Annotated in this window: 17 protein-coding genes; 15 read left to right on the forward strand and 2 right to left on the reverse strand. The window is 65.5% G+C overall.

What is annotated here, in order from left to right:
• Nucleotides 1-20: 20 nt before the first annotated feature.
• The 15 genes from IB277_RS23885 to IB277_RS23955 all read left to right on the forward strand — a co-directional run bounded on the left by IB277_RS23885 (nt 21) and on the right by IB277_RS23955 (nt 19,304).
• On the forward strand, nt 21-1,490 hold the full coding sequence (locus IB277_RS23885) for an FGGY family carbohydrate kinase (RefSeq protein WP_192371959.1): 1,470 nt from the start codon (nt 21-23) through the stop codon (nt 1,488-1,490).
• A complete protein-coding gene (locus IB277_RS23890) occupies nt 1,487-2,182 on the forward strand; it encodes a class II aldolase/adducin family protein (protein WP_060529113.1) in 696 nt (231 codons plus the stop codon). The genes IB277_RS23885 and IB277_RS23890 overlap by 4 nt, the downstream gene beginning before the upstream one ends.
• 222 nt (nt 2,183-2,404) lie before the next feature.
• Nucleotides 2,405-3,343, forward strand: coding sequence for a cellulose biosynthesis protein BcsN (gene bcsN / locus IB277_RS23895; protein WP_063894939.1), 939 nt, complete (start codon nt 2,405-2,407; stop codon nt 3,341-3,343).
• Nucleotides 3,344-3,452: 109 nt separating this feature from the next.
• Complete coding sequence (gene bcsA, locus IB277_RS23900; protein ID WP_034789955.1) at nt 3,453-5,630, forward strand: UDP-forming cellulose synthase catalytic subunit; 2,178 nt, start codon at nt 3,453-3,455, stop codon at nt 5,628-5,630.
• Nucleotides 5,630-7,957 carry a cellulose biosynthesis cyclic di-GMP-binding regulatory protein BcsB gene (locus IB277_RS23905; RefSeq protein ID WP_060585792.1) on the forward strand — a complete coding sequence of 776 codons (2,328 nt, stop codon included), beginning with the start codon at nt 5,630-5,632 and terminating at the stop codon, nt 7,955-7,957. Before bcsA ends, IB277_RS23905 begins: the two co-directional genes overlap by 1 nt.
• On the forward strand, nt 7,954-9,003 hold the full coding sequence (locus tag IB277_RS23910) for a glycosyl hydrolase family 8 (RefSeq protein ID WP_060585793.1): 1,050 nt from the start codon (nt 7,954-7,956) through the stop codon (nt 9,001-9,003). Before IB277_RS23905 ends, IB277_RS23910 begins: the two co-directional genes overlap by 4 nt.
• Nucleotides 9,000-11,180, forward strand: coding sequence for a cellulose synthase (locus IB277_RS23915; protein ID WP_060529110.1), 2,181 nt, complete (start codon nt 9,000-9,002; stop codon nt 11,178-11,180). Before IB277_RS23910 ends, IB277_RS23915 begins: the two co-directional genes overlap by 4 nt.
• A 310-nt stretch (nt 11,181-11,490) precedes the next feature.
• On the forward strand, nt 11,491-12,654 hold the full coding sequence (locus tag IB277_RS23920; RefSeq protein WP_112975371.1) for an isovaleryl-CoA dehydrogenase: 1,164 nt from the start codon (nt 11,491-11,493) through the stop codon (nt 12,652-12,654).
• 44 nt (nt 12,655-12,698) lie between these two features.
• Nucleotides 12,699-14,306, forward strand: coding sequence for a carboxyl transferase domain-containing protein (locus tag IB277_RS23925; protein ID WP_060529108.1), 1,608 nt, complete (start codon nt 12,699-12,701; stop codon nt 14,304-14,306).
• Between the two features lie 10 nt (nt 14,307-14,316).
• Nucleotides 14,317-14,700: a RidA family protein gene (locus IB277_RS23930; RefSeq protein ID WP_192371960.1), complete on the forward strand. Its 384-nt coding sequence runs from the start codon at nt 14,317-14,319 to the stop codon at nt 14,698-14,700.
• Nucleotides 14,701-14,715: 15 nt separating this feature from the next.
• Nucleotides 14,716-16,704 (forward strand): acetyl/propionyl/methylcrotonyl-CoA carboxylase subunit alpha, encoded by a 1,989-nt coding sequence (locus IB277_RS23935; RefSeq protein WP_060529106.1) that lies wholly within the window; start codon nt 14,716-14,718, stop codon nt 16,702-16,704.
• The gene (locus tag IB277_RS23940) at nt 16,701-17,570 is read left to right on the forward strand and encodes a hydroxymethylglutaryl-CoA lyase (RefSeq protein WP_112975372.1); all 870 of its coding nucleotides are present in this window, start codon (nt 16,701-16,703) and stop codon (nt 17,568-17,570) included. Before IB277_RS23935 ends, IB277_RS23940 begins: the two co-directional genes overlap by 4 nt.
• On the forward strand, nt 17,567-18,352 hold the full coding sequence (locus IB277_RS23945) for a crotonase/enoyl-CoA hydratase family protein (protein ID WP_112975373.1): 786 nt from the start codon (nt 17,567-17,569) through the stop codon (nt 18,350-18,352). Before IB277_RS23940 ends, IB277_RS23945 begins: the two co-directional genes overlap by 4 nt.
• A gap of 71 nt (nt 18,353-18,423) precedes the next feature.
• The gene (locus IB277_RS23950) at nt 18,424-18,795 is read left to right on the forward strand and encodes an antitoxin Xre/MbcA/ParS toxin-binding domain-containing protein (protein ID WP_060585838.1); all 372 of its coding nucleotides are present in this window, start codon (nt 18,424-18,426) and stop codon (nt 18,793-18,795) included.
• Entirely contained in the window at nt 18,795-19,304 is a 510-nt protein-coding gene (locus IB277_RS23955; RefSeq protein ID WP_192371961.1) for an RES family NAD+ phosphorylase, read from the forward strand. Before IB277_RS23950 ends, IB277_RS23955 begins: the two co-directional genes overlap by 1 nt.
• Nucleotides 19,305-19,336: 32 nt before the next feature.
• Here the strand turns inward: IB277_RS23955 and IB277_RS23960 are convergent, their stop codons facing one another.
• Nucleotides 19,337-20,701, reverse strand: a complete 1,365-nt coding sequence (locus IB277_RS23960; protein WP_060529102.1) for an FAD-binding oxidoreductase — start codon at nt 20,699-20,701, stop codon at nt 19,337-19,339.
• A gap of 163 nt (nt 20,702-20,864) precedes the next feature.
• On the reverse strand, nt 20,865-21,922 hold a 1,058-nt coding region (locus IB277_RS23965; protein WP_246812807.1), incomplete at its 5' end, for a sulfate/molybdate ABC transporter ATP-binding protein.

Raw genomic sequence — 21,922 nt, forward strand, 5'->3', positions numbered from 1 at the left:
TCAGGACGGAGGGTCTCGGTATGGCAGTTTCAGCGGATGCGGACACGGGGACGGTCGCCGTCCTTGACGTCGGCAAGACCAATGTGAAGCTGAACGCGGTCACATCAGACGGTTTCGTCGTGGAAACGCTGAGCGTCGCCAACCCAGTGCTGCCGGGCCCGCCCTGGCGGCATCACGATCTCGAAAGCCTCGGCGAATGGATCTTCGCCAGTCTCGCAGGTCTTGGTCGCCGCCATCCGCTGCAAACCTTCGTCGCCGCCGGTCACGGGTCTGGCGGCGTACTCGCCGGCGATGACCCGGATATGGCCGCTGGCGCTGTTCTGCCGATGATCGATTACGAGCAGCCGGTGCCGGATAAAATCCAGCTCGGCTACGCGCCGCTTTCCGGCTCGTTTTTCGACCGCGGCAGCGCGACGATGCACAGCGCCACCCATCAGGCGCGCCAACTCTACTGGATGCAGGAGCATGCGCCCGATGCCGTCGCCGCCGCGCGCTGGTATCTTGGCCTGCCGCAATATTGGGCGTGGCGACTGTCGGGCGTTGCTGCATCCGAGGCGAGCTTGCTCGGCGCGCAATCGCATCTCTGGAATGTCGCCGAACGCCGCTTCGCGCCCATTGTCGGGACACGCGGCTGGCGGAGCCTGATGCCGGATTTCGCCGATGCCTGGCAGGTCCTCGGCTCCGCTCGTCTCGAGCTTGTCCGGCGCCACGGGTTGCCGGAAGGCTTGCGCGTGCTTACGGGCGGCCACGACAGCAGCCTCAACCACTATCGTTATCACGCCGGCGGGCTCAACGATTTCATCGTCGTTTCGACCGGAACCTGGATCGTCGGCTTTTCCGGCCGCACGGCCCTCGACCGGCTCGACGAACACCGCGGCATGACGCTGAACAGCGACGTCTTCGGGCGCCCGCTCGGCGGCGTGCTCACGATGGGTGGCCGCGAGTTCTCCCATGTGGCGGGCTGCGAACCGCCGAACGCCGCGGTGCCTGACGACGTCGTTCTCTGCTTGATCGCCAGACGCAGCATGGCTCTGCCGTCGTTCGGCGACGATGACGGCCTCTTTCCGGAAAGTGCCGGTCGCGGTCGCATCAGCGGGCCACCGCCGGAAACGCCGATCGAACGCAAGGCGCTGGCGTTGCTCTATTGCGCGCTTCTAACGGCGGAGTGCGTGGAGGCGCTGGGGCCGGGGCCGCTGGTCGTACTCGACGGAAGCTTCCTGCGCGACCCGCTCTATGCCCGCCTCGTCGCCGCACTGATGCCGAACCGGCGTGTGCGTTTCAATCTCGATGCCTATGGCGTGGCCTCCGGCGCCGCACTGCTTGCAAGCGAGGGCCGGCGCCGGCGCCCGGCGCCGCTTTCGCTCGCCGATCCCGGCGACGTGTCTCACCTCTCGCCTGCTGTCGCCGTCTATGCGTCGCAATGGCGAGCCCGCGCCCGGGCTGGGCGCAACAATGGTTTCAGTCGCGACTTCGAAAGGACATATCGATGAGCAAGGCCGACATTCTGTCGCTCCGCCGCGAGATGGTGGACATCTGCCGCCGCATGAATTCGAACGGTATCAACCAGGGGACTGCGGGCAACATTTCTGTTCGTACCGAGACCGGTTTCCTGATCACGCCGTCGTCGCTGCCCTATGAGACGATGCAGCCTGAGGATCTGGTCGAGATGGATTTCGACGGTACCTATGTCGGTCTTCGTCCGTCGTCGGAATGGCGTTTCCACCGCGATATCCTGAGGGAACGCACGGATATCAACGTCGTACTGCACTGCCATTCGGTCTATGCGACCACGCTTGCCTGCCACCACAAGACCATCCCGAGTTTTCACTACATGACCGGCATTGCCGGCGGCACGACGATCCGCTGTGCAGAATATGCGACCTTCGGCACGCAGGCATTGTCCGACAATGCGCTTGTGGCGCTCAAGGACCGTACGGCCTGCCTGCTTGGCCAGCACGGCCAGATCTCGCTCGGCAGGACGCTCGAGTCCGCCCTGTGGCTGGCGATCGAGATCGAGACCCTGTCGCGCATGTATGTTCAGGCGCTGACGCTTGGCGAGCCGCCGGTTCTGCCCGACGACGAGATGGAGCGCGTCATCGCGCAGATGCGCCGCATGAGCTACGGGCAGGCCCCGGATGATGAGGGTGTCAACGATCTTGCCCGTCCCAGAGAAGCGGTTTGAGGCGACTGGTCGCGGCGCCGCCGAAGCGCGCCGGCCCGCCCTGAAACAATCGATTTTGAGGGGACAAAGCCGTGCGTCGTCGCCCGGTCGCATCTCTGCCCCCATTCTTCGCGGGTTTGCGAAATGGGGTGAATCAACTAATGCTCAGCCATGATGCAACGATATCTGAGTCGGAGATTCGGCACGTCGGAGAGACGGCTGCGCCCTGCGAACGGCTGGCGCGTGGCTGCGGTGTCGCTGGTGGCCGCGACCGTGCTGTCGGGCTGCAACACGCGCCAGGACGTCGGCACGCCGACCGGCAGCATCATGGTTCCCTCGGAAAACGCGTTGATCCTGCCGCCGCCCGGCGGGCCTGCGGTTCTGAACGTCGTCGAACGGCGCAGCACCAACGCGATCGAGCAGGATATCTATCTTTACACCTCGGCGGCGACCCCAGGTCAGAACCTGCTGCGGGCCAAGTTCTTCGGCCCGATGAACGCCAAGTTCGACCAACAGTCCCGCTCGAACTATGCCGCTGTGCGCGACAACAAAATGATGGCTGAGGCGCGCCGGGCGCTGCCCGGCGTTTCGCTGTCGCTCAACCCTTACTTCCTGCAGAACAATTACGGGCCGTTCGGCTATGCCTTCGGTCAGGGCCGGGCGAACGACGCCTGCATCTTTGCCTGGCAGCAGATCCGCCAGGCGGAGAACCATCGCTCGCCGCTCAAGGGCTACGGCACGATCCAGGTGCGGCTGCGCTATTGCGCGGCAGGCGCCAGCGAGACCGAGCTTTTGGCCCCGGTCTACGGCTACACGATCACCGGCACCTTCGGCGATCCTGCCTGGAACCCCTATGGCGCGCCGCCGCCGCTGGAGGCGGGTCTCGGCCGAACCGGCAGCCCGATCTACCGCCAGGAAGAGGCGGTGACCACGAGCGCTCCGGTGGCGGTTCCGCGGCGCCAGGTGCAGCCCGTGGCACGGCGTGAAGTCAGCAGCGTTCCGGCACGCGTCGAACAGCAGGTCGTTGCGCCCGCCGCGGTGACGTCGATCCCGGTTCCGCAGCCGGACGGGACCGTCTCAATGCCGCAGGCGCAGGCGGAAACCACGGCGAAAACCTTGCCGAACGTGATCGTGCCGGCTCCCGCGTGCGCAGGGCAGCAGACCGGAGGAGCCTGCCCTTAATCGACCGCTAACCATCCTTTGTTATGGGCTGGTGTCGGTAGGGGAGACTCGGTCGAATATGGGTCGGGCAATACCAGTGGCATGATGCCGAACGCTGGAAGGCAAATGTATGAGCAGGATCGGATCGGTTGCCGCTTGGGCGTTTTTCTCGCTTTGTGTGATGGCGGTCATCACGCTGCCGGTGAACCTCCAGACGCAGCTCATCGTCAGCGTTCTCATCGTTACCTTCATGGCCGTGCTCAAGCTTGCCAATGCCGGTGGCCGCTGGCGGCTGATCGCGCTCGCCTTCGGTACGGCGATCGTGCTGCGTTATGTCTATTGGCGCACGACAAGCACGCTGCCGCCGCTCAACCAGCTTGAAAACTTCATCCCGGGCTTCCTGCTCTACCTCGCTGAAATGTACAGCGTGATGATGTTGTCGCTCAGCCTGTTCGTAGTGGCGATGCCGTTGCCGCCGCGAAAGGCGAGTTCGATCTCTCCCGGCAAGTTTCCGAAGGTCGATGTCTTCGTGCCGTCCTACAACGAGGACGCAGGCCTGCTCGCCAATACGCTTGCCGCCGCCAAGGCGATGGATTATCCGGCCGACAAGCTGACGGTGTGGCTGCTCGACGACGGCGGCACCCTGCAGAAGCGCAACTCGGCAAACCTTGTCGAAGCGCAGCGCGCATCCGCCCGCAATGCCGAACTGCAGGCGCTTTGCGACGATCTCGGCGTGCGCTACCTCACGCGCGAGCGCAACGAGCACGCCAAGGCCGGCAACCTCAACAACGGCATGCTGCACTCCGACGGCGAGTTGATTGCGGTCTTCGATGCCGACCACGCGCCGGCGCGCGACTTCCTTTTAGAGACCGTCGGCTATTTCGAGCAGGACCCGAAGCTGTTCCTGGTGCAGACGCCGCACTTCTTCCTCAATCCGGATCCGCTTGAGCGCAACCTGCGCACTTTCGAGAAAATGCCGAGCGAGAACGAGATGTTCTACGGCATCATCCAGCGCGGTCTCGACAAGTGGAATGCCGCCTTCTTCTGCGGCTCGGCCGCCGTTCTCCGCCGCAAGGCGCTGGAGGATACCGAGGGCTTCAGCGGCATGAGCATCACCGAGGATTGCGAAACGGCATTGGCGCTGCACGGACGCGGCTGGAACAGCATCTATGTCGACCGCCCGCTGATCGCCGGCCTGCAACCGGCGACCTTCGCCAGCTTCATCGGCCAGCGCAGCCGCTGGGCGCAAGGGATGATGCAGATCCTCATATTCCGCTTTCCGCTGTTCAAGGGCGGACTGTCGATCCCGCAACGGCTTTGCTACATGTCGTCGACGCTGTTCTGGCTGTTTCCGATCCCGCGGACGATTTTCCTTTTTGCGCCGCTCTTCTATCTGTTCTTCGACCTTGAGATCTTCACGGCGTCTGGCGGCGAGTTCCTCGCCTATACGCTGGCCTACATGGTCGTGAACCTGATGATGCAGAACTATCTCTACGGCTCGTTCCGCTGGCCCTGGATCTCTGAACTCTACGAGTTCGCCCAGACGGTGCATCTGCTGCCGGCGGTCATCTCGGTGCTGCTGCGGCCGAGCCGGCCGACCTTCAAGGTGACGGCAAAGGATGAATCGATCCTGGAAAGCCGGCTCTCCGAGATTGCCCGGCCGTTCTTCGTCATCTTCGCGGTGCTTTTCGTCGCCCTGCTCATGACGGTCTACCGGGTCTACACCGAGCCGTACAAGGCAGACGTGACGCTCGTCGTCGGCGGCTGGAACCTCTTGAACCTGATCATGGCCGGCTGCGTGCTCGGCGTCGTGTCGGAGCGCGGCGAGCGGGCAGCCTCCCGGCGCGTCAAGGTCAGCCGCCGCTGCGAATTCGGGGTCGCCGACAAATGGTATCCGGCAACGATCGAGGATGTCTCGGCGCACGGCGCGCGCGTCCAGGTCTACGGCATCGACGCATCGACGCTGCCGACCGACACCGAGGGCGGGATCCGCTTCGAGCCCTACAGCGGCAGCGGCGTGGCCGAGACGCTGCCTGTCGCGATCCGCAACAAGGAGGTTGCCGGCGATATCACCATCATGGGCTGCCGCTACCTGCCGCAGGTCGCCCGCCATCACAGCCTGGTCGCCGACCTGATCTTTGCCAATTCGCGGCAATGGAGCGAGTTTCAAAGCGCCCGGCGCGGTAATCCGGGACTGGTGCGCGGAACGTTCTGGTTCCTCTGGCTGGCGCTCTATCAGACGAGCCGCGGCATGATCTACTTCCTTCGCAGCCTGCGTGGCTCCGAGGCGCAGAAGGAGGGCGCTTGATGCTCAGGCGCCTCGTTCTCCCAGCCCTCTTGCTTGCGAGCCTTGCAACCGGCGTGTCGGCGCAGCCGTCGCCTTTCGACATGTCCGGCGAGCGCCCGGCGGATGTTCCGATCCTGCAGCCGCCGGCAGACACCGGAAGCAACGCCGGGCCGGCAGAGCCCATCGTCACGCTCAAGCCGCCGGACGACTTCAAGCGCTTCATCATCCCGTTCAGCGCACTGTCGCTGACCGGCGAGGTCGATGAACGCACCTGGTCCGTCTATCTGACGCCGGCGCAGGCGCAATCTGCCGCGTCGCTTGATTTCGCCTATCAGAACGCGATCGTCGTTGCGCCGGAAGCGTCGACGCTTTCGATCTTCGTCAATGGCGAACTGGCCGGCGAGAAGCCGATCGGCTCGGCGGAGGCCGCCACGCCGCTGAGCTACGACCTGAAGCCCGGGTTGCTGCGCGCCGGATCCAACGATATTCGCGTCAAGGTTCGCCAACGCCACCGCACGGACTGCACGGTCGAATCGACCTATGAACTGTGGACTGAGATCGCACCGGAATCGGCCTTCATCCGGTTTTCCTCCGGCGACAGCGCGACGCTTTCCAGTCTCGACGACGTACGCGCAGTCGGGCTCGATGCGCGCGGCCGGACGCAGTTCAACCTGGTCGTACCCGGCCTCCAGCAGCCGAGCCGAACGGCAGCTCTGATGCGGCTTGCGCAAGGCATGGCGTTGCGCGGCCAGATGCCCGCCCAGGAATTCGCCCTCAGCGAGACCATGCCTGAACTCGCGAAACCCGGGCAAATGACTGCGCTCGTCGGCACCGCGGAGGAAGTGGCGCCGTTCCTCGAGCGACTGCCGGAAGGTGCGTCGAGCGGCCCTGTCGCCATGTTCGTGCGCGACGGCAAGACGAAGTCGTCGGTGCTGGTGATCAGCGGTCCAGACTGGTCCGCCGTTCAGGAGGCGATCGAGGGGATCACGCAGCCGATGGACCGCCCGAGCAACGTGCCGCGCGACGTCATCGCCACCGGGCGTTGGCAGTTGCCGGAGACGCCGCTGGTCGTGACGAATGCGCGCCTGCGCTTCTCCGAACTCGGGGTGGAAACCAGCGAATTTACCGGCCGGCGCTTTCGCACGCGTTTCTCCGTAGCCGTGCCGTCGGATTTCTATGCCGACGCCTATGGCGACGCGACGCTTTTGCTCGACGCTGCCTATACGGATGCCGTGCTTCCAGGCAGCCACATCGACATCTATATCAACGGCAACATCGCATCGACGATCCCTTTGAACTCGGCCACAGGCGACATCCTGCGCCACCTGCCGATCAAAGTAACGATGCGCCATTTCAAGCCCGGTCCGAACCTGATCGAGATCGAGGCGGTGCTCTCCGCCGAGCCGGACAAGGCCTGCGCGCCGGGAACGCCGGCCTCTAACGATCCCCGCTTCGCGCTCTTCGATACGTCCGAACTGCGAATGCCGGACTTCGCGCGCATCGGTCGCCGGCCGAATATCGCTGCGATTTCCGGTGCTGCCGCCCCCTATCGCAGTGATAGCGCCGCCGTTCCCCTTTTCCTCGACCGTGCCGACGAGGACACGCTGTCGGCGGCCGCGACCTTCCTTGCCCGCCTGGCGGTTGCCGGCGGCAGGCCGATGCTGGTGGAGGTGATCACATCGCCGCTTGCAGCCGGCAGCCGCAACGCGATCTTCATCGGCGCCATGCCGCAGTTGCCGAAGACGGTGCTGACACAGGTTGGTATCGACCCCGCCAGGCAGATGTCCTGGGGCAATGCGGAGGACACCGGCCGTCCTGACGACACGCAGAAGGCCATCGACGAGTGGCGCACGCGCCTGAGCGGCGGCGCCTGGCGCAACCAGGTCACGGGGTTTCAGACCTGGGTGAAGCAGGAGTTCGACATTTCGCTGAGCTCGCTGCGTATCCTGCCCGAAGCGCAAGCCGCCTATATTCCGCCGGAAAGTGCCGGGCTTGTGATTGCGCAAGGCGCCAATCCGAGCGACGACGCGACCTGGACGCTGCTGACGGCGCCAACCGGCAAGCGTCTGCGTGAGGGCACGGCGGCGATCGCCGACGTCACGCGCTGGCAACAGCTTGCCGGGCGGGTTTCGGCCTACGAGCCGGCGACGGACAAGATCGAGGCGACGCCGGTCGCCGGTTTCGATTTCGTCCAGACGCAGCCGCCGTCGCTCACCAACTATCGCCTGATCTTTGCCAACTGGCTGTCCAGCAACATCATGGTCTATGCCCTGCTGCTGATCGTGCTGTCGGTGCTTCTGGGGCTGGCAACATCCTCGATGCTGACCCGCCTGGGGCGGCGCCAATGAGGTGGCGAACCGCGCTTCTCGCCGGATTGCTTGCGCTCCTTTTGCCGATGGCGGCCGGGGCCGACGAACAGGCGGGCTCGGTGAAGGCTGGGGAATGGGACCAGTACAAGGCGCGGTTCCTCGATGCCGGTGGCCGGATCATCGACGACGCCAATGGCAATGTCAGCCATAGCGAGGGACAGGGTTATGGCCTGCTTCTCGCCGTGCTGGCCGACAACCCGGCCGACTTCGCGCTGATCTGGTCGTTCACGCGCCGTGAGCTGCTGCTGCGCGACGATGGGCTGGCGGCGTGGAAGTGGAGTGCCACCGAAACGCCGCACATTATCGACATCAACAATGCCACCGACGGCGACATCCTGATCGCCTATGCGCTGGTGCTCGCCGGTGAACGCTGGAAGCGGCAGGATTACCTGCAGGCCGCCTCGCGGATCGCCAAGGCCATCCTCGACAACACCCTGCTCGATCATGGCGGGCGAACGCTGCTGTTGCCCGGCGTTACGGGCTTCGGCACGACCGATCGCCCGGATGGCCCGGTGGTCAATCCGTCCTACTGGATCTTCGAGGCTTTTCCCGCACTTGATCGGGTAGCGCCGTCGCCGCGCTGGAAGGCGCTCTCGGATGACGGCCTGGCCTTGCTCAATGCCCTGCAATCAGGCCCGAGAAAACTGCCGGCCGACTGGGTCAGCCTGCGTGCGATGCCGAAGCCAGCCCAGGGCTTTCCCGCCGAGTTCGGCTACAACGCTTTGCGGATCCCGCTCTACCTCGCCCGGGCGGACATGGGTGGCCGCGATCTGATGGCGCGGCTGCGGGCGGGAATGGCCGGCGACAAAGACGCATTGGTCCTCAGCGACGCCTCTACGGGGGCCGTTCAAACCAGCCTCACGGACCCCGGTTATCGATTTGTTAACCATATTCTGGCCTGTGTCTTGGACAGGGTTCCGATACCCGACAGCGTCAAGGTGTTCAGCCCGACGCAATATTACCCTTCCACGCTGCACCTGTTGGGGCTGTCTTACGTGAGGGAGAAGCGTCCGGAGTGTCTATGAAGTCCTCAATCGTTGCCATTGCCGCTGTGATGACTACGGCGATCGGGGTTGCCGGACTGACCGATGGCGGCTTCTTGCGCCAGGACAACAAGAAACTCGGCAGCTTGACTGGCGAGAGCCAGGAGGCGCCCGCCGTCGGCGGCAGCGCCGGCCAGGGCGCGCGCGGCGCGCCGCCGCAATTCACCGAGGTGGCCCAGGCCGACAGGCCGTCGGAGGAAGCACAAAGCACAAGCAAGCCGCAGTCGGTCGTCGACGAATCGGCGCTTCGCTACTTTGCCGCCAAGGGCGATACCGCACGGCTGCAGGCGGAAATCTCGCGCCTGCGCTCGCTTTATCCCGACTGGGTCCCGCCCGCCGATCCGCTGGCTGTGCCACGCAACAACGACGTCGCGCTCGAAACCATGTGGCGGCTCTACTCTGAAGGCCGCTACGCCGAAGTGCGCAAGGCGATCGCCGAGCGTCAGGCGAAGGAAGCCGCCTGGCAGCCGCCATCGGACCTGCTCGAGCGCCTCAACGTCGCCGAGGCTCGCGCCCGGCTGGTGAACGCCTCCGAGCTCAAGCAGTATGAAACCGTGATTTCGATTGCTGCGAGCACGCCGAGCCTTCTGACCTGCTCGGAAGTGGATGTGCTCTGGCATGTGGCGCAGGCCTTTGCCGAGACCAAGCGGCCGGACCGGGCCCGCGATGCCTATCTCTATGTGCTGAAGAGCTGCGACAACGCGCCGGAACGGCTCGCCACCGTGCAGAAGGCTGCCGCTGTGCTGTCCTACGCGACGCTGCAGGATCTGCTCGCGCTCGAGCGCACCACGCCGGAGGGCGTGCCGGAGTTCGAAAGCATCCGTGACGATCTCGCCCGGCGCTTCGTTGCCGAAGGTGACGGAGACAAAGCGCTTGCGGTTGATCCCAAGTACGTCCAGCGCGTCGAAAAACTGGCCGAGACCGGTGGCACGGCAAGCGACGCCCTGCTGCTCGGCTGGTATCAGCTGCGCCGCGACAACATGAGCGCCGCCGAGCAATGGTTCCGCCGTGCCCATGACAAGGAAGACAGCGCCTCCGCCGCGCAGGGGCTGGCGCTGACGCTGATCGCGCGCAAGGCACCGCTCGAGGCCGAGGCCGTACTCTACCCGTGGCGCGATAGCTCGCCCGATGCCCTTGCGACCTATTTCGCGGCGACTGCCAATCTGCTGGCGATCGATCCGCCGGTCGCCCTCGATGCCGCCGTGCTGGCGCGGATCGCTCAGGAAACGACCAAGGCCCGCGAACCGGCCACGGCCCAGCAGTTCGGCTGGTATGCGCGCGCCCTCAACCAGCCGGCAACCGCCGCACAATGGTTTGCAACGGCGCTGCGCTGGAAGCCGGACGACGAGCCGTCGGCCTATGGCCTCGCGCTCAGCCGTGACCAGCTGAACGACAAGGATGGCGTCGTCGAAGTCCAGCGTTTGTGGTCGGGCCGTTCCGAACGCATCGCCCGGCTTGGCGAAGTCAAGGAGAAGCTCGACGAAGTCAGCCGCGCGCCGCTTCCGACGGCCGAGGTGCAACGGACGCAACCGCAGCCGACGGCCCGTACCACCGTCGTCACAGAGGTGGTCGAGCAACCTGCCGCTCAGAGGCCGCGCACGGGCGGCGTCGTGCAGAAATCGGTGCGCAGCGGGGCCGGCTGCCGAACCACCATCAATCCCGCCGGCATGGCGCCGCAGGCGGCGCTCGCACGCGGCTGGTGCCTGATGGACCTCAACCGGCCGCTGGAGGCCGCCGAAGCATTCGAGGTGGCCTTGCAGGCGCCTGCGTCGCAGATGCGCGAAGACGCTGCCTATGGCCAGAGCCTGGCCTACCTGCGCGCTGGTCTCACCAACAAGGCCGCGGTGTCAGCGACCAAGTCGACGCAGAGCCGGGGGCGGGTCGACGAGCTGCAGACGGCGATCCTCGCCGACCGTGCCATTGCCGCCTTCAATGCCAATCGCTACCGCGAGGCCATCCTTTTTCTCGATCAGCTCGGGCAGATCTCGACCCGCCGCCAGGACCTGATGGTGCTGCGCGGCTACGCCTACATGAACCTCAAGTACCACGCGGAAGCGCGACGCATCTTCGAGGCGCTTGCCGCCACCGGCAATAGAGACGCGATGCAGGGCCTTGCGGCCGTCGAGGCCAGCCAGGAAATCTGGCCGAACAAGAACTGATCGTCGATCCCGCGATGTCACGGCGACACCTGTTGCCGTACCAGGAGTGGAACGCTTGCCGCCGGACTCGGCGCGAGGGCCCGCCAACTCGTTCGCGCACAGGATGCAATCGGCAGGCGGTTCCGGATTTGCATATCGTGCTTGGCTTTGCCCCTCTTTGGAAGGAAATTAGCGAAACGCGGTGCTATCGTCCGGCCATGTCGCGGCGTTGATCTCATTGCATTCGCTGCGATCCGCGTAGAGGATGGAGCGTTATCGTCCGGCCGCTGTGGGAGGAGACCGCACTGGCCGGCACGATGGGAGGATAGACATGTTTCAGGGCGGATTGAGCTTCGCGCTTGGCGAGGACATCGACGCGTTGCGCGAGAGCGTGCGGCGCTTCGCAACGGACCGTATCGCGCCTTTGGCGGACGAGACCGATCGCAGCAACGCATTTCCGATGCCGCTCTGGCGCGAGATGGGCGAGCTTGGTTTGCTCGGGATTACCGCCGGCGAGGAGCATGGCGGGGCCGCTATGGGCTATCTCGCCCATTGCGTGGCGATGGAGGAGATAAGCCGCGCATCGGCCTCGATCGGCCTTAGCTACGGCGCCCATTCCAATCTCTGCGTCAACCAGATCAACCGCAACGGCAACGACGACCAGAAGGCGCGTTACCTGCCGAAGCTGATTTCCGGCGAGAATGTCGGTGCGCTGGCGATGTCGGAGCCCGGCGCCGGTTCCGACGTCGTTTCGATGACGCTCAGAGCCGACAAGCGCGGCGACCGTTATGTGCTCAACGGCAACAAGATGTGGATCACCAACGGTCCGGACGCCGACGTGCTCGTCGTCTATGCCAAGACCGATCCGACCGCCGGCCCGCGCGGCATCACCGCCTTCCTCGTCGAGAAGGGCTATGCCGGCTTTTCGACCGGCGAGAAGCTCGACAAGCTCGGCATGCGCGGCTCCAACACCTGCGAGCTGATCTTCAAGGACTGCGAAGTGCCGGAAGAAAACGTGCTCGGCACCATCGGCGGTGGCGTGCGCGTGCTGATGTCGGGGCTCGACTATGAGCGTGTCGTGCTTTCGGCCGGGCCGCTCGGCATCATGGCCGCTTGCCTCGATGTGGTCGTCCCCTATCTGCATGAGCGCAAGCAGTTCGGCCAGGCGATCGGCGAGTTCCAGCTGATGCAGGGCAAGCTCGCCGACATGTATGTGACGGCGAATGCGGCGCGCGCCTATGTCTATGCCGTGGCGGCGGCCTGCGATCGCGGCGAGACCACGCGCAAGGATGCGGCCGGTTGCATTCTCTATGCGGCTGAGAAGGCGACGGCGCTGGCGCTCGAGGCGATCCAGGCGCTCGGCGGCAACGGCTACACCAACGACTACCCGGCGGGTCGCCTGCTGCGCGACGCCAAGCTCTACGAGATCGGCGCCGGCACCAGCGAGATCCGCCGCATGCTGATCGGGCGGGAGCTGTTTACCGAGACGCGGTAGCCGCCGGCAACTGAAGCGGCCGAACTCGATCGAAAGAGGACTTGATGACCGTTCTGAAATCTCACATTTCTCCGTCCTCCGATACGTTCAAGGCAAACCAGGCGGCCATGGCGGAGGCGATCGCGACTGTCGAAGACGCGGTGAAGGTGGCGGCCGCCGGCGGCGGTGATACCGCGCGCGAACGCCATGTCAGCCGCGGCAAACTCTTGCCGCGCGACCGGGTGGCCAACCTCATCGATCCGGCAACACCCTTCCTCGAAGTCGGCATGACGGCGGCGCACGGCATGTATAACGGCGATGCGCCGGCGGCCGGGCTGATCACCGGCATCGGCCGGGTGTCTGGCCGTGAGTGCATGATCGTTTGCAACGACCCGACGGTCAAAGGCGGCACCTACTATCCGCTTACAGTCAAGAAGCACCTGCGCGCGCAGGAGATCGCCGCGGAAAACAATCTGCCCTGCATCTATCTGGTCGATTCCGGCGGCGCCAACCTGCCGAACCAGGACGAGGTTTTTCCGGACCGCGATCACTTCGGTCGGATCTTCTATAACCAAGCCAATATGTCGGCCGCCGGCATCCCGCAGATCGCCGTGGTGATGGGTTCCTGCACCGCGGGTGGCGCCTATGTGCCGGCCATGTCCGACGAGACGATCATCGTCGAAGGCCAGGGCACGATCTTTCTCGCCGGCCCCCCGCTCGTGCGCGCCGCGACCGGCGAGGTCGTCTCGGCGGAGGATCTCGGCGGCGCCGATGTGCACACGCGGCTCTCCGGCGTGGCCGACCATCTGGCGCGCGATGACGCTCATGCACTGGCGCTCGCCCGCCGGGCCGTTTCGGCACTCAATCGGCTGAAGCCGTTGACGGTCGAGCTGGTGACGCCTGAGCCGCCGCTCTACGACCCGCACGAGATCGCCGGCATCGTGCCCTCGGATCTGCGCACGCCCTACGACATCCGCGAGGTCATCGCCCGCACCGTGGACGGTTCCCGTTTCGACGAATTCAAGGCGCGCTACGGCACCACGCTCGTCTGCGGCTTTGCCCATGTGCACGGCATCCCGGTCGGCATCATCGCCAACAACGGCGTGCTGTTTTCGGAATCCGCCCTGAAGGGCGCGCATTTCGTCGAGCTCTGCGCCCAGCGCAAGATCCCGCTCGTCTTCCTGCAGAACATCACCGGCTTCATGGTCGGGCGGAAATATGAGACGGAAGGCATCGCCAAGCACGGCGCCAAACTGGTGACGGCGGTGGCGACGGCACGTGTGCCGAAGGTGACGATGCTGGTCGGCGGTTCCTTCGGCGCTGGCAACTACGGCATGTGCGGTCGGGCGTTTTCGCCGCGGTTCCTGTGGACCTGGCCGAACAGCCGCATCTCCGTCATGGGTGGTGAGCAGGCGGCCGGCGTCCTGACGACCGTGCGCAGCGAGGCCCTGAAGCGGGCGGGAACGCCCTGGAGCGAGGAGGAGGAGGCGCGTTTCCGCCAGCCCATCCTTGATCTCTTCGAACGCCAGAGCCATCCGCTCTATGCCTCGGCCAGACTTTGGGACGACGGCGTCGTCGATCCGCGCAAGACGCGCGACGTGCTCGGCCTGTCGCTGTCGGCGGCGCTCAATGCGCCGATCGAAGACACGCGCTTCGGCCTCTTCAGGATGTAGGGACACCGCCATGAAACGCGAAAACATCAATGCCCCGAACGCACCGCAGCCGCGTGGAGGCTACTCGCAGGCCGTTCGCCTGGAGAACTTCGAGCGTCTGCTCTTCGTCAGCGGGCAGGGGCCGCTGACGCCTGAAGACGCGCTGCCGGAGGGTTTCGAGGCGCAGGCGCGCCAGGTCTGGGCCAACATCGACGCGCAATTGACCGCGGCGGGCATGACCAAGGCCGATATCGTCAAGGTGACGGTGCTGCTTGCCGATCGGCAACACGCCATGGCCAACCGCGCGGCCCGCGCCGAATATCTCGGTGCGCTAGCACCCGCCATGACGGTCGCGATCGCCGGCATCTTCGATGCCGGATGGTTGCTCGAAATCGATGTGATCGCAGCGCAATAGGGCCAGGAGATGCCGATGTTTTCCAAACTCCTGATTGCCAATCGCGGTGAGATCGCCTGCCGGGTGATCCGCACAGCCAAGCGCCTCGGCATCCGCACGGTCGCCGTCTATTCCGATGCCGATGTCGGCGCGCTGCATGTGGCGCTGGCCGACGAGGCGATCCGCATCGGCCCGGCGCCGGCGCTCGACAGCTACCTTGTGGCCGAACGCATCATCGCGGCGGCGCACTCCGTCGGCGCAGACGCCATTCATCCCGGCTACGGCTTCCTGTCGGAGAATGCCGACTTTGCCGAAGCCGTCGAGGCGGCCGGCATCACCTTCGTCGGACCGTCGGCGTCGGCCATTCGCGCCATGGGGCTGAAGGATGCCGCCAAGGCGCTGATGGAGCAATCCGGCGTGCCGGTGGTTCCGGGCTATCACGGCGAGACACAGGAGCCGGACTTCCTTGCCGGGGAAGCGGTGAACATCGGCTATCCCGTGCTGATCAAGGCGCGCGCCGGCGGCGGCGGCAAGGGCATGCGGCGGGTCGACAGCGCCGCCGACTTTCCGGCTGCGCTGGAGGCGGCGCGCCGCGAGGCGGAAGCGGCCTTCGGCGACGGCGCGGTCCTGATCGAGAAATATCTGACAAAGCCGCGGCATATCGAGGTGCAGGTCTTCGGCGACCGGCACGGCAACATCCTGCATCTTTACGAGCGCGACTGCTCGCTGCAACGACGCCACCAGAAGGTGATCGAGGAAGCGCCGGCGCCGGGCATGACCGCGGAAGTGCGGCGCGCCATGGGTGAAGCCGCCGTTCGTGCGGCGCAGGCGATCGGCTATGTCGGCGCGGGCACTGTCGAGTTCATCGCCGACGTGACCGACGGGCTCTGGCCGGATCAGTTCTACTTCATGGAAATGAACACCCGGCTGCAGGTGGAGCATCCTGTCACCGAGGCGATCACCGGCATCGATCTCGTCGAGTGGCAGTTGCGGGCTGCAGCCGGTGAAGCGCTGCCGAAACGCCAGAGCGAGATCTCCATCGACGGCTGGGCCTTCGAGGCCCGCATCTATGCGGAAGACCCGTCGCGCGGCTTCCTGCCGGCGACCGGGCAACTCACGACCTTGAGCTTTCCGGAGGAGGGCGTCCGTGTCGATGCCGGTGTCCGGCAGGGAGACAGGATCACGCCGTTCTATGACCCGCTGATCGCCAAGCTGATCGTGCACGGGTCCAACCGGTCGACGGCGCTGGCCAGGCTCGAGATCGCGCTTAGGGCCTGCCGCATCGGTGGCACGGTCACCAATCTCGATTTTCTGGCCCGCCTTGCGGCCGAACCGGATTTTCGCGCCGGGCACCCCGATACCGGCCTGATCGATCGTTCGATCGATCGGCTATCGGCGTCGCCGGTGCCGAACGATGCGGCCCTCGCGCTTGCGGCCATCATTTCGACCGGAGCCTTGCAGCCGGACGGATCGGCCGATCCCTGGTCTTCGCTCGGCCATTGGCAGATTTGGGGTGACGCAAACCGCAACATCGCGATCGAGCACCTGGGTGGACGGACGACCGTGGCGCTGGCGGCCCGTGGCCGGGATCAGTTCGCCGTCCACACCGGGACGGCGGCGCTGCCGGTCGTTATCCTCAATCGCTCTGCCGATGGCGCCCGGGCGGAAATCGCCGGCGCGCAGCAGGAGTTCCGTTTCCTGCGCGAAGGCGAGCAGATCACGCTGTTCCTGAACGGTGAGACCTACGGACTTCGCTTGCCGGACGCGCTTGGTGCCGGTCACTCAAGCGAGGTCGCCGACGACGCGGTCTCGGCGCCGATGCCCGGTATCGTCAAGCTCATCCGGGTCCGCCCCGGTGATGCCGTCGAGAAGGGCCAGGCGCTTGCCGTCATGGAAGCGATGAAGATGGAACTCACCTTGTCGGCCTCGCGCGCCGGTGTGGTCGAGAGCGTGCAGGTCAGCGAAGGCGAGCAGGTGACAGCCGGCGCCGTGCTGGTGATGCTCCAGCCGGAGAGCGCGGAATGAGCGGAGCGGCGCCTGGGCATGTGACGATCGTCGAGATGGCGCCGCGCGACGGGCTGCAGAATGAAAGCGCGCTCGTCCCAACGACTGAGAAGATACGTCTCGTCGATATGCTCTCTGATTGCGGCTACGGGCGGATCGAGGTGACGAGCTTCGTCAGCCCGAAATGGGTGCCGCAGATGGCCGACGCCGCCGAAGTGATGGTCGGCATCCGGAGGCGGCCCGGGACGCGCTACGCGGTGCTGACGCCCAACATGCGCGGTCTTGAAGCCGCGCTCGAAGCCGGCGCCGACGAGGTGGCGATCTTCGCCTCGGCTTCCGAAACCTTCTCGCAAAAGAACATCAATTGTTCGATCGCCGAGAGCATCGAGCGGTTCGTACCGGTTGCCGAACTGTGCCGGGAAAAAGGAATTCTGCTGCGCGGCTATGTGAGTTGCGTTGTCGAATGCCCTTATGAGGGTGCGATCGCCCCAGCGAGCCCCGCAAGCGTCGCCGGCCTGCTCGACGATCTCGGTTGCTACGAGATCAGTCTCGGCGACACGATCGGCCGCGGCACTCCGGAGGCGGTGGACGCGATGCTGGCCGCGGTGCTGGAGCGCATTCCGGCCAACAGGCTCGCCGGGCATTTCCACGACACCTCCGGCCGCGCGCTCGACAACATTGCCGTTTCGCTCGACCGCGGCCTTAGGGTCTTCGACGCTTCGGCCGGCGGTCTCGGTGGCTGCCCCTATGCGCCGGGTGCTGCCGGCAATGTCGACACGCTCGCCGTCAACGCCTTCGTAACGGCCAAGAGTTTTTCGACGGGGCTCGACCTAGCGAAGCTCGAACAGGCCGCCGCATTTGCGCGGACCTTAAGGACGGGATCATGACCTTCGAAACGATCCGGATCGAAACCGATGCGCGCGGTGTCACGCGGCTGACCTTGGCACTGCCGCAGAAGCACAACGCGCTTTCGGCGCGGATGATCGGCGAACTGACCGAGGCGGCAGAGCAGCTTTCGGCTGATCGTTCTGTCCGCGTCGTTATCCTTGAGGGCGAGGGCCGCAGCTTCTGCGCCGGCGGCGACCTCGGCTGGATGCGCGAGCAGTTCGATGCAGACAGGGCGACTCGCATTGCTGAGGCGACGCGATTGGCGATGATGTTCAAGGCGCTGAACGAGATCTCGAAGCCCGTGATCGGCCGCCTGCATGGCAATGCCTTTGGCGGAGGGGTTGGCCTCATGAGCATCTGTGACGCGGCGGTTGCCTCGACCGACGCCAAGTTCGGCCTGACCGAAACACGTCTCGGCCTGATCCCGGCGACCATCAGCCCCTATGTCGTCGCCCGCATCGGCGAGGGTAAGGCGCGGCCGCTGTTCATGTCCGCCCGCCTGTTTGGTGCGGAGGAGGCGCGCGCCTTGGGGCTCGCCACCACCGTTGTCGCCGCCGACGCGCTGGATGTGGCGATCGAAGCGGAGATCGAGCCCTATCTGGCGGTCGCGCCGGAGGCCACCGGCCGGGCCAAGCGACTGGCTCGCTCGCTTGGGGCTCCAATCACCGAAGAGACCATTGCCGCGACCATCGAACAGCTTGCCGATTGCTGGGAATCCGATGAGGCGCGTGAGGGTGTCGGCGCGTTCTTCGACAAGCGCGAGCCCGCCTGGCGGCGATAGGTGTCCTTGATTTGGGCATGTTTTGATCTTACTTTGACAACACGATGATCAAAACAAGTGCGGATCCTGTCATGGCTGCTGTCGGTCTCAACATCTCCACCGCCCACTACGGCGAGAGCCAGTCGTCTTTCCTGTCCGCTCGGCTGGTTGCCGATCGCCTTGGCGTGACGCTTGCCGAACTCGCGAAGCTGATCGGTGTCGCGCGCAACACGCTGACGGCGAAGTCCAGTGCCCGAAAGGTCGATGCGGCGTTGAGCAGCGTCGTCCGTATCCTTGCCATGGCCGGCGAAATGGCGGGCGACGACAGCCGCGCCGTCATCTGGTTCAAGCACCAGCCGATCCCCGGCTGGGCCGGCAAGACCGCCTATGACCTCGTCGGCGAGGGCAAGGCCGACAAGGTGCTCGCCTATCTCGAAGCCGTGCGTTCCGGTGTCTACGCCTGATGGCGGTTGGTGAGCCGGTGCGCCTCTGGCGCGCCTATGTGCCGCGCTGGGCGCATGCGCCGCTCCCGGGCGAAGGGGCAGGGCGGTACGGTGGGAGGTGGAATCCCGTGGGAACGCCGACGATCTATGCCGCCCGCGAGCTCTCGACCGCCTGGGCCGAATACAATCAGGGTTTCGTCCAACACCCGGCGCTGATCGCCCAGCTTGAACTCCGCTTTGCCCGTCTTGCCGATCTGACGGCGCCGGAGATCCTTTCCGACCTTGGTCTCACCGAAGAAATCCACCGATGCGAATGGCGTGATGCGCTCGATCGTGGTCTGGTGCCGGAGACGCACCGCCTGCAACTGGCGTTGAGCGACCGAGGCTTCGATGGCCTGATCTATCCGTCCTTCATGTCGCCCGGCGGCACCTGCGTCGCGCTGTGGCACTGGAACACGGGCGAGGGTGCCGAACTGAAGGTTATCGATCCCGAAGGGCGCCTGCCGAAAACGCCGGCGTCCTGGCTCTGAATTTGAGCCGTTTGCGTGGCGATGAGGCTGCCTCAGATCACCTTGCCCGGATTGAGGATGCCGTTCGGGTCGAGCGCCCGTTTGATCCGGTGCATGAGTTCGAGTTCGGCCGGGCTGCGCGAATGGTCGAGGAAATCCCGCTTCAGCGTGCCGATGCCATGTTCGGCCGAGATCGAGCCTTTGTAGCGCCGCACGATTTCGTAGACGATGCCGTCGACGATATGCGGCGTGTCCGCGTCGCTGTCAGGCTCCGAAAAGGCGATATGCAGGTTGCTGTCGGCGACGTGGCCGAAGAAGGAGACATGGGCGGCCGGGAACCGTTGAAATAGAGCCGCTCCACATTCCGTGGCGAAGCGGCCGATATCGCCGATCGGCAGGCTGACGTCGAGGTTGACGAGCGCCGGCAGCTGGCTGTCCATCGCGTGGCCTTCGCGCACGCTCCAGAACGAACGGCTTTCTTTCTCCGACTGGGCGATCAGCGCATCGGCAATGATCCCATCTTCAAGCGCCTCACCGAGAAAGGCCTCGAAGCCGTCACGCTCGCTGGCATCACCGAGCAGATCCTGCTCGACGATCACCGCGAAGGGCGGGATTTCGTCAAAGAACTTCAGCTTCTCCGCCTCGGCGTTGAAGCGGAAGTAGTTTTCCCACATCGCCTCGAAGGCCGAGAGGCCGGGCAGGCGGCGTTGGCAGCGCGTGAGGAAGGCGACCACGTCGTCGTAGCTTTCGAGAGCGCAGAGCGCCGTCAGCCGGCCGGCGGGCAAGGGCCGCAGGCGCAGGACCGCGCGGGTGATCACGCCGAGCGTTCCTTCGGAGCCGATGAAGAATTGCCGGAGGTCGTAGCCGGTGTTGTTCTTGATCATCTTGTTGAGCGACGAGATGATCGTGCCGTCGGCGAGCACCGCTTCGAGACCGAGCACGTTGTCGCGCGTCACGCCGTAGCGAAGCACCCGGATGCCGCCGGCATTGGTGGCGAGGTTGCCGCCGATCTGGCAGGAACCGCGGGCGCCGAGATCGATTGGCAGCAGGAAACCGGCGTCTTCGGCGGCGCGTTGCGCCACTTCGAGCGGCGTTCCGGCCCGCACGGTCATGGTGCCTGCCTGTGGGTCGATTTCTTCGATGCCGGTGTAACGCTCGAGCGAGATCACCACCGCGTCGTTGCCGGCATTGGCGCCGCCGGCAAGTCCGGTGAGGCCGCCCTGGACGACGACCGTTTGGCCGTTCTCGTTGCAGAGCCGGAGGGCCGTGGCGATCTCGCCACTGCTTGTCGGGCGGATCACGGCTCTGGGCAGCTCCCGGCCGGTCAGGCTGGCGTCGCTCCGGTGGCGTTCGCCGATTTGCGTGCCGGTGAGCACGATGTCGCCGAGGGCTTGTTTCAGGTCGTCGACGATCGTCATGCGCTTCTCCTGGTTCCGCAGCCATTGTCGGCAGCGGGCGTCCCTGCTTAGCGCATCGCGAAGCAAACCGATATCCGCACGGCGACTCTCAGCCCGTCGTTGTCGGCGCGCTTGCACGCTAAGCATGACGAGACGGGCGAAACTGGGCTAGGAGCGCGACCGGTCAGCTGCCGGTGCGTGCCAGTTCAAACGGTTCGGCGGTCTCCACTTCGGCCGGCGGCTCCGGCGTTGGGGCCGCATTCGCCTGCTCCTCCCTGAAGATCTTCCACTTTGTCGGTCGGAAGGCGATGCGGCTGTGGTCGCCGGCAGCGGCGCGTTCGGGCGAGAGTTCGATCTCGACATGCGGATGGTTGCGGCCAAGGTCGAGTTCGAGATGGCGGGTGCCGGCAACGCGGCGGCTGGCGGCAACGAGGCCGGCAAGGCAACCGCCGCAGCCGTCGATCAGCTCGATGTCGTGCGGGCGGAAGTGCAGTTTCGCGGGGCCGTCGGGCTCGGACGGGGCGCGCAGCCCGATCGGCCGATCCTCGAACCAGATCTCGCCGTTCTGCAGCGTAACATTGAGGCAGTTCGACTGGCCGATGAAGCCGTAGACGAAGGGCGAGACCGGATGGTCGTAGATCTCGTCGGGGGTGCCGACCTGTTCGATCACACCCTTGCTCATGACGACGACGCGGTCGGCGAGCTCCAGCGCCTCGTCCTGGTCATGGGTGACGAAGATCGTCGTGTGGCCGGTGCGGTCGTGAATGTCGCGCAGCCACTTGCGCAGTTCTTTCCGGACCTGCGCGTCGAGCGCGCCGAAGGGCTCATCGAGCAGAAGCACGTTCGGTTCCACCGCCATGGCGCGGGCGAGCGCCACACGCTGGCGCTGGCCGCCCGACAGCTGCGCCGGATAGCGCTTGTCGAGGCCGGAGAGCTGCACGAGGTCGAGCAGATCGAGGGCGCGCTTGCGGATCTCGGCCGACGGCGGTCTGCGGTTGGAGGGCCGCACCTTCAGCCCGAAGGCGACGTTGTCGAGCACGGTCATGTGGCGGAACAGGGCATAGTGCTGGAAGACGAAGCCGATGTTGCGCTCCTGCACGGTCTTTTGCGAGGCGTCCTCGTCGCCGAAGAAGATCGTGCCTTCGGTCGGGCTTTCGAGCCCGGCAACGAGACGCAGAAGTGTGGTCTTGCCGGAGCCGGAGGGGCCGAGCAGCGCGATCAGCTCGCCGGAGCGGATGTCGA

Origin of the sequence: Ensifer sp. ENS07, from assembly GCF_014852185.1 — a bacterium.
In the GTDB taxonomy this organism is placed as follows: domain Bacteria; phylum Pseudomonadota; class Alphaproteobacteria; order Rhizobiales; family Rhizobiaceae; genus Ensifer; species Ensifer adhaerens.

Coding starts and splice junctions, on each gene's coding strand:
- IB277_RS23885 (WP_192371959.1), top strand. CDS start 21: ATGGCAGTTTCAGCGGATGCGGACACGGGGACGGTCGCCGTCCTTGAC.
- IB277_RS23890 (WP_060529113.1), top strand. CDS start 1,487: ATGAGCAAGGCCGACATTCTGTCGCTCCGCCGCGAGATGGTGGACATC.
- bcsA (WP_034789955.1), top strand. CDS start 3,453: ATGAGCAGGATCGGATCGGTTGCCGCTTGGGCGTTTTTCTCGCTTTGT.
- IB277_RS23905 (WP_060585792.1), top strand. CDS start 5,630: ATGCTCAGGCGCCTCGTTCTCCCAGCCCTCTTGCTTGCGAGCCTTGCA.
- IB277_RS23910 (WP_060585793.1), top strand. CDS start 7,954: ATGAGGTGGCGAACCGCGCTTCTCGCCGGATTGCTTGCGCTCCTTTTG.
- IB277_RS23915 (WP_060529110.1), top strand. CDS start 9,000: ATGAAGTCCTCAATCGTTGCCATTGCCGCTGTGATGACTACGGCGATC.
- IB277_RS23920 (WP_112975371.1), top strand. CDS start 11,491: ATGTTTCAGGGCGGATTGAGCTTCGCGCTTGGCGAGGACATCGACGCG.
- IB277_RS23925 (WP_060529108.1), top strand. CDS start 12,699: ATGACCGTTCTGAAATCTCACATTTCTCCGTCCTCCGATACGTTCAAG.
- IB277_RS23930 (WP_192371960.1), top strand. CDS start 14,317: ATGAAACGCGAAAACATCAATGCCCCGAACGCACCGCAGCCGCGTGGA.
- IB277_RS23935 (WP_060529106.1), top strand. CDS start 14,716: ATGTTTTCCAAACTCCTGATTGCCAATCGCGGTGAGATCGCCTGCCGG.
- IB277_RS23940 (WP_112975372.1), top strand. CDS start 16,701: ATGAGCGGAGCGGCGCCTGGGCATGTGACGATCGTCGAGATGGCGCCG.
- IB277_RS23945 (WP_112975373.1), top strand. CDS start 17,567: ATGACCTTCGAAACGATCCGGATCGAAACCGATGCGCGCGGTGTCACG.
- IB277_RS23950 (WP_060585838.1), top strand. CDS start 18,424: ATGGCTGCTGTCGGTCTCAACATCTCCACCGCCCACTACGGCGAGAGC.
- IB277_RS23955 (WP_192371961.1), top strand. CDS start 18,795: ATGGCGGTTGGTGAGCCGGTGCGCCTCTGGCGCGCCTATGTGCCGCGC.
- IB277_RS23960 (WP_060529102.1), bottom strand. CDS start 20,701: ATGACGATCGTCGACGACCTGAAACAAGCCCTCGGCGACATCGTGCTC.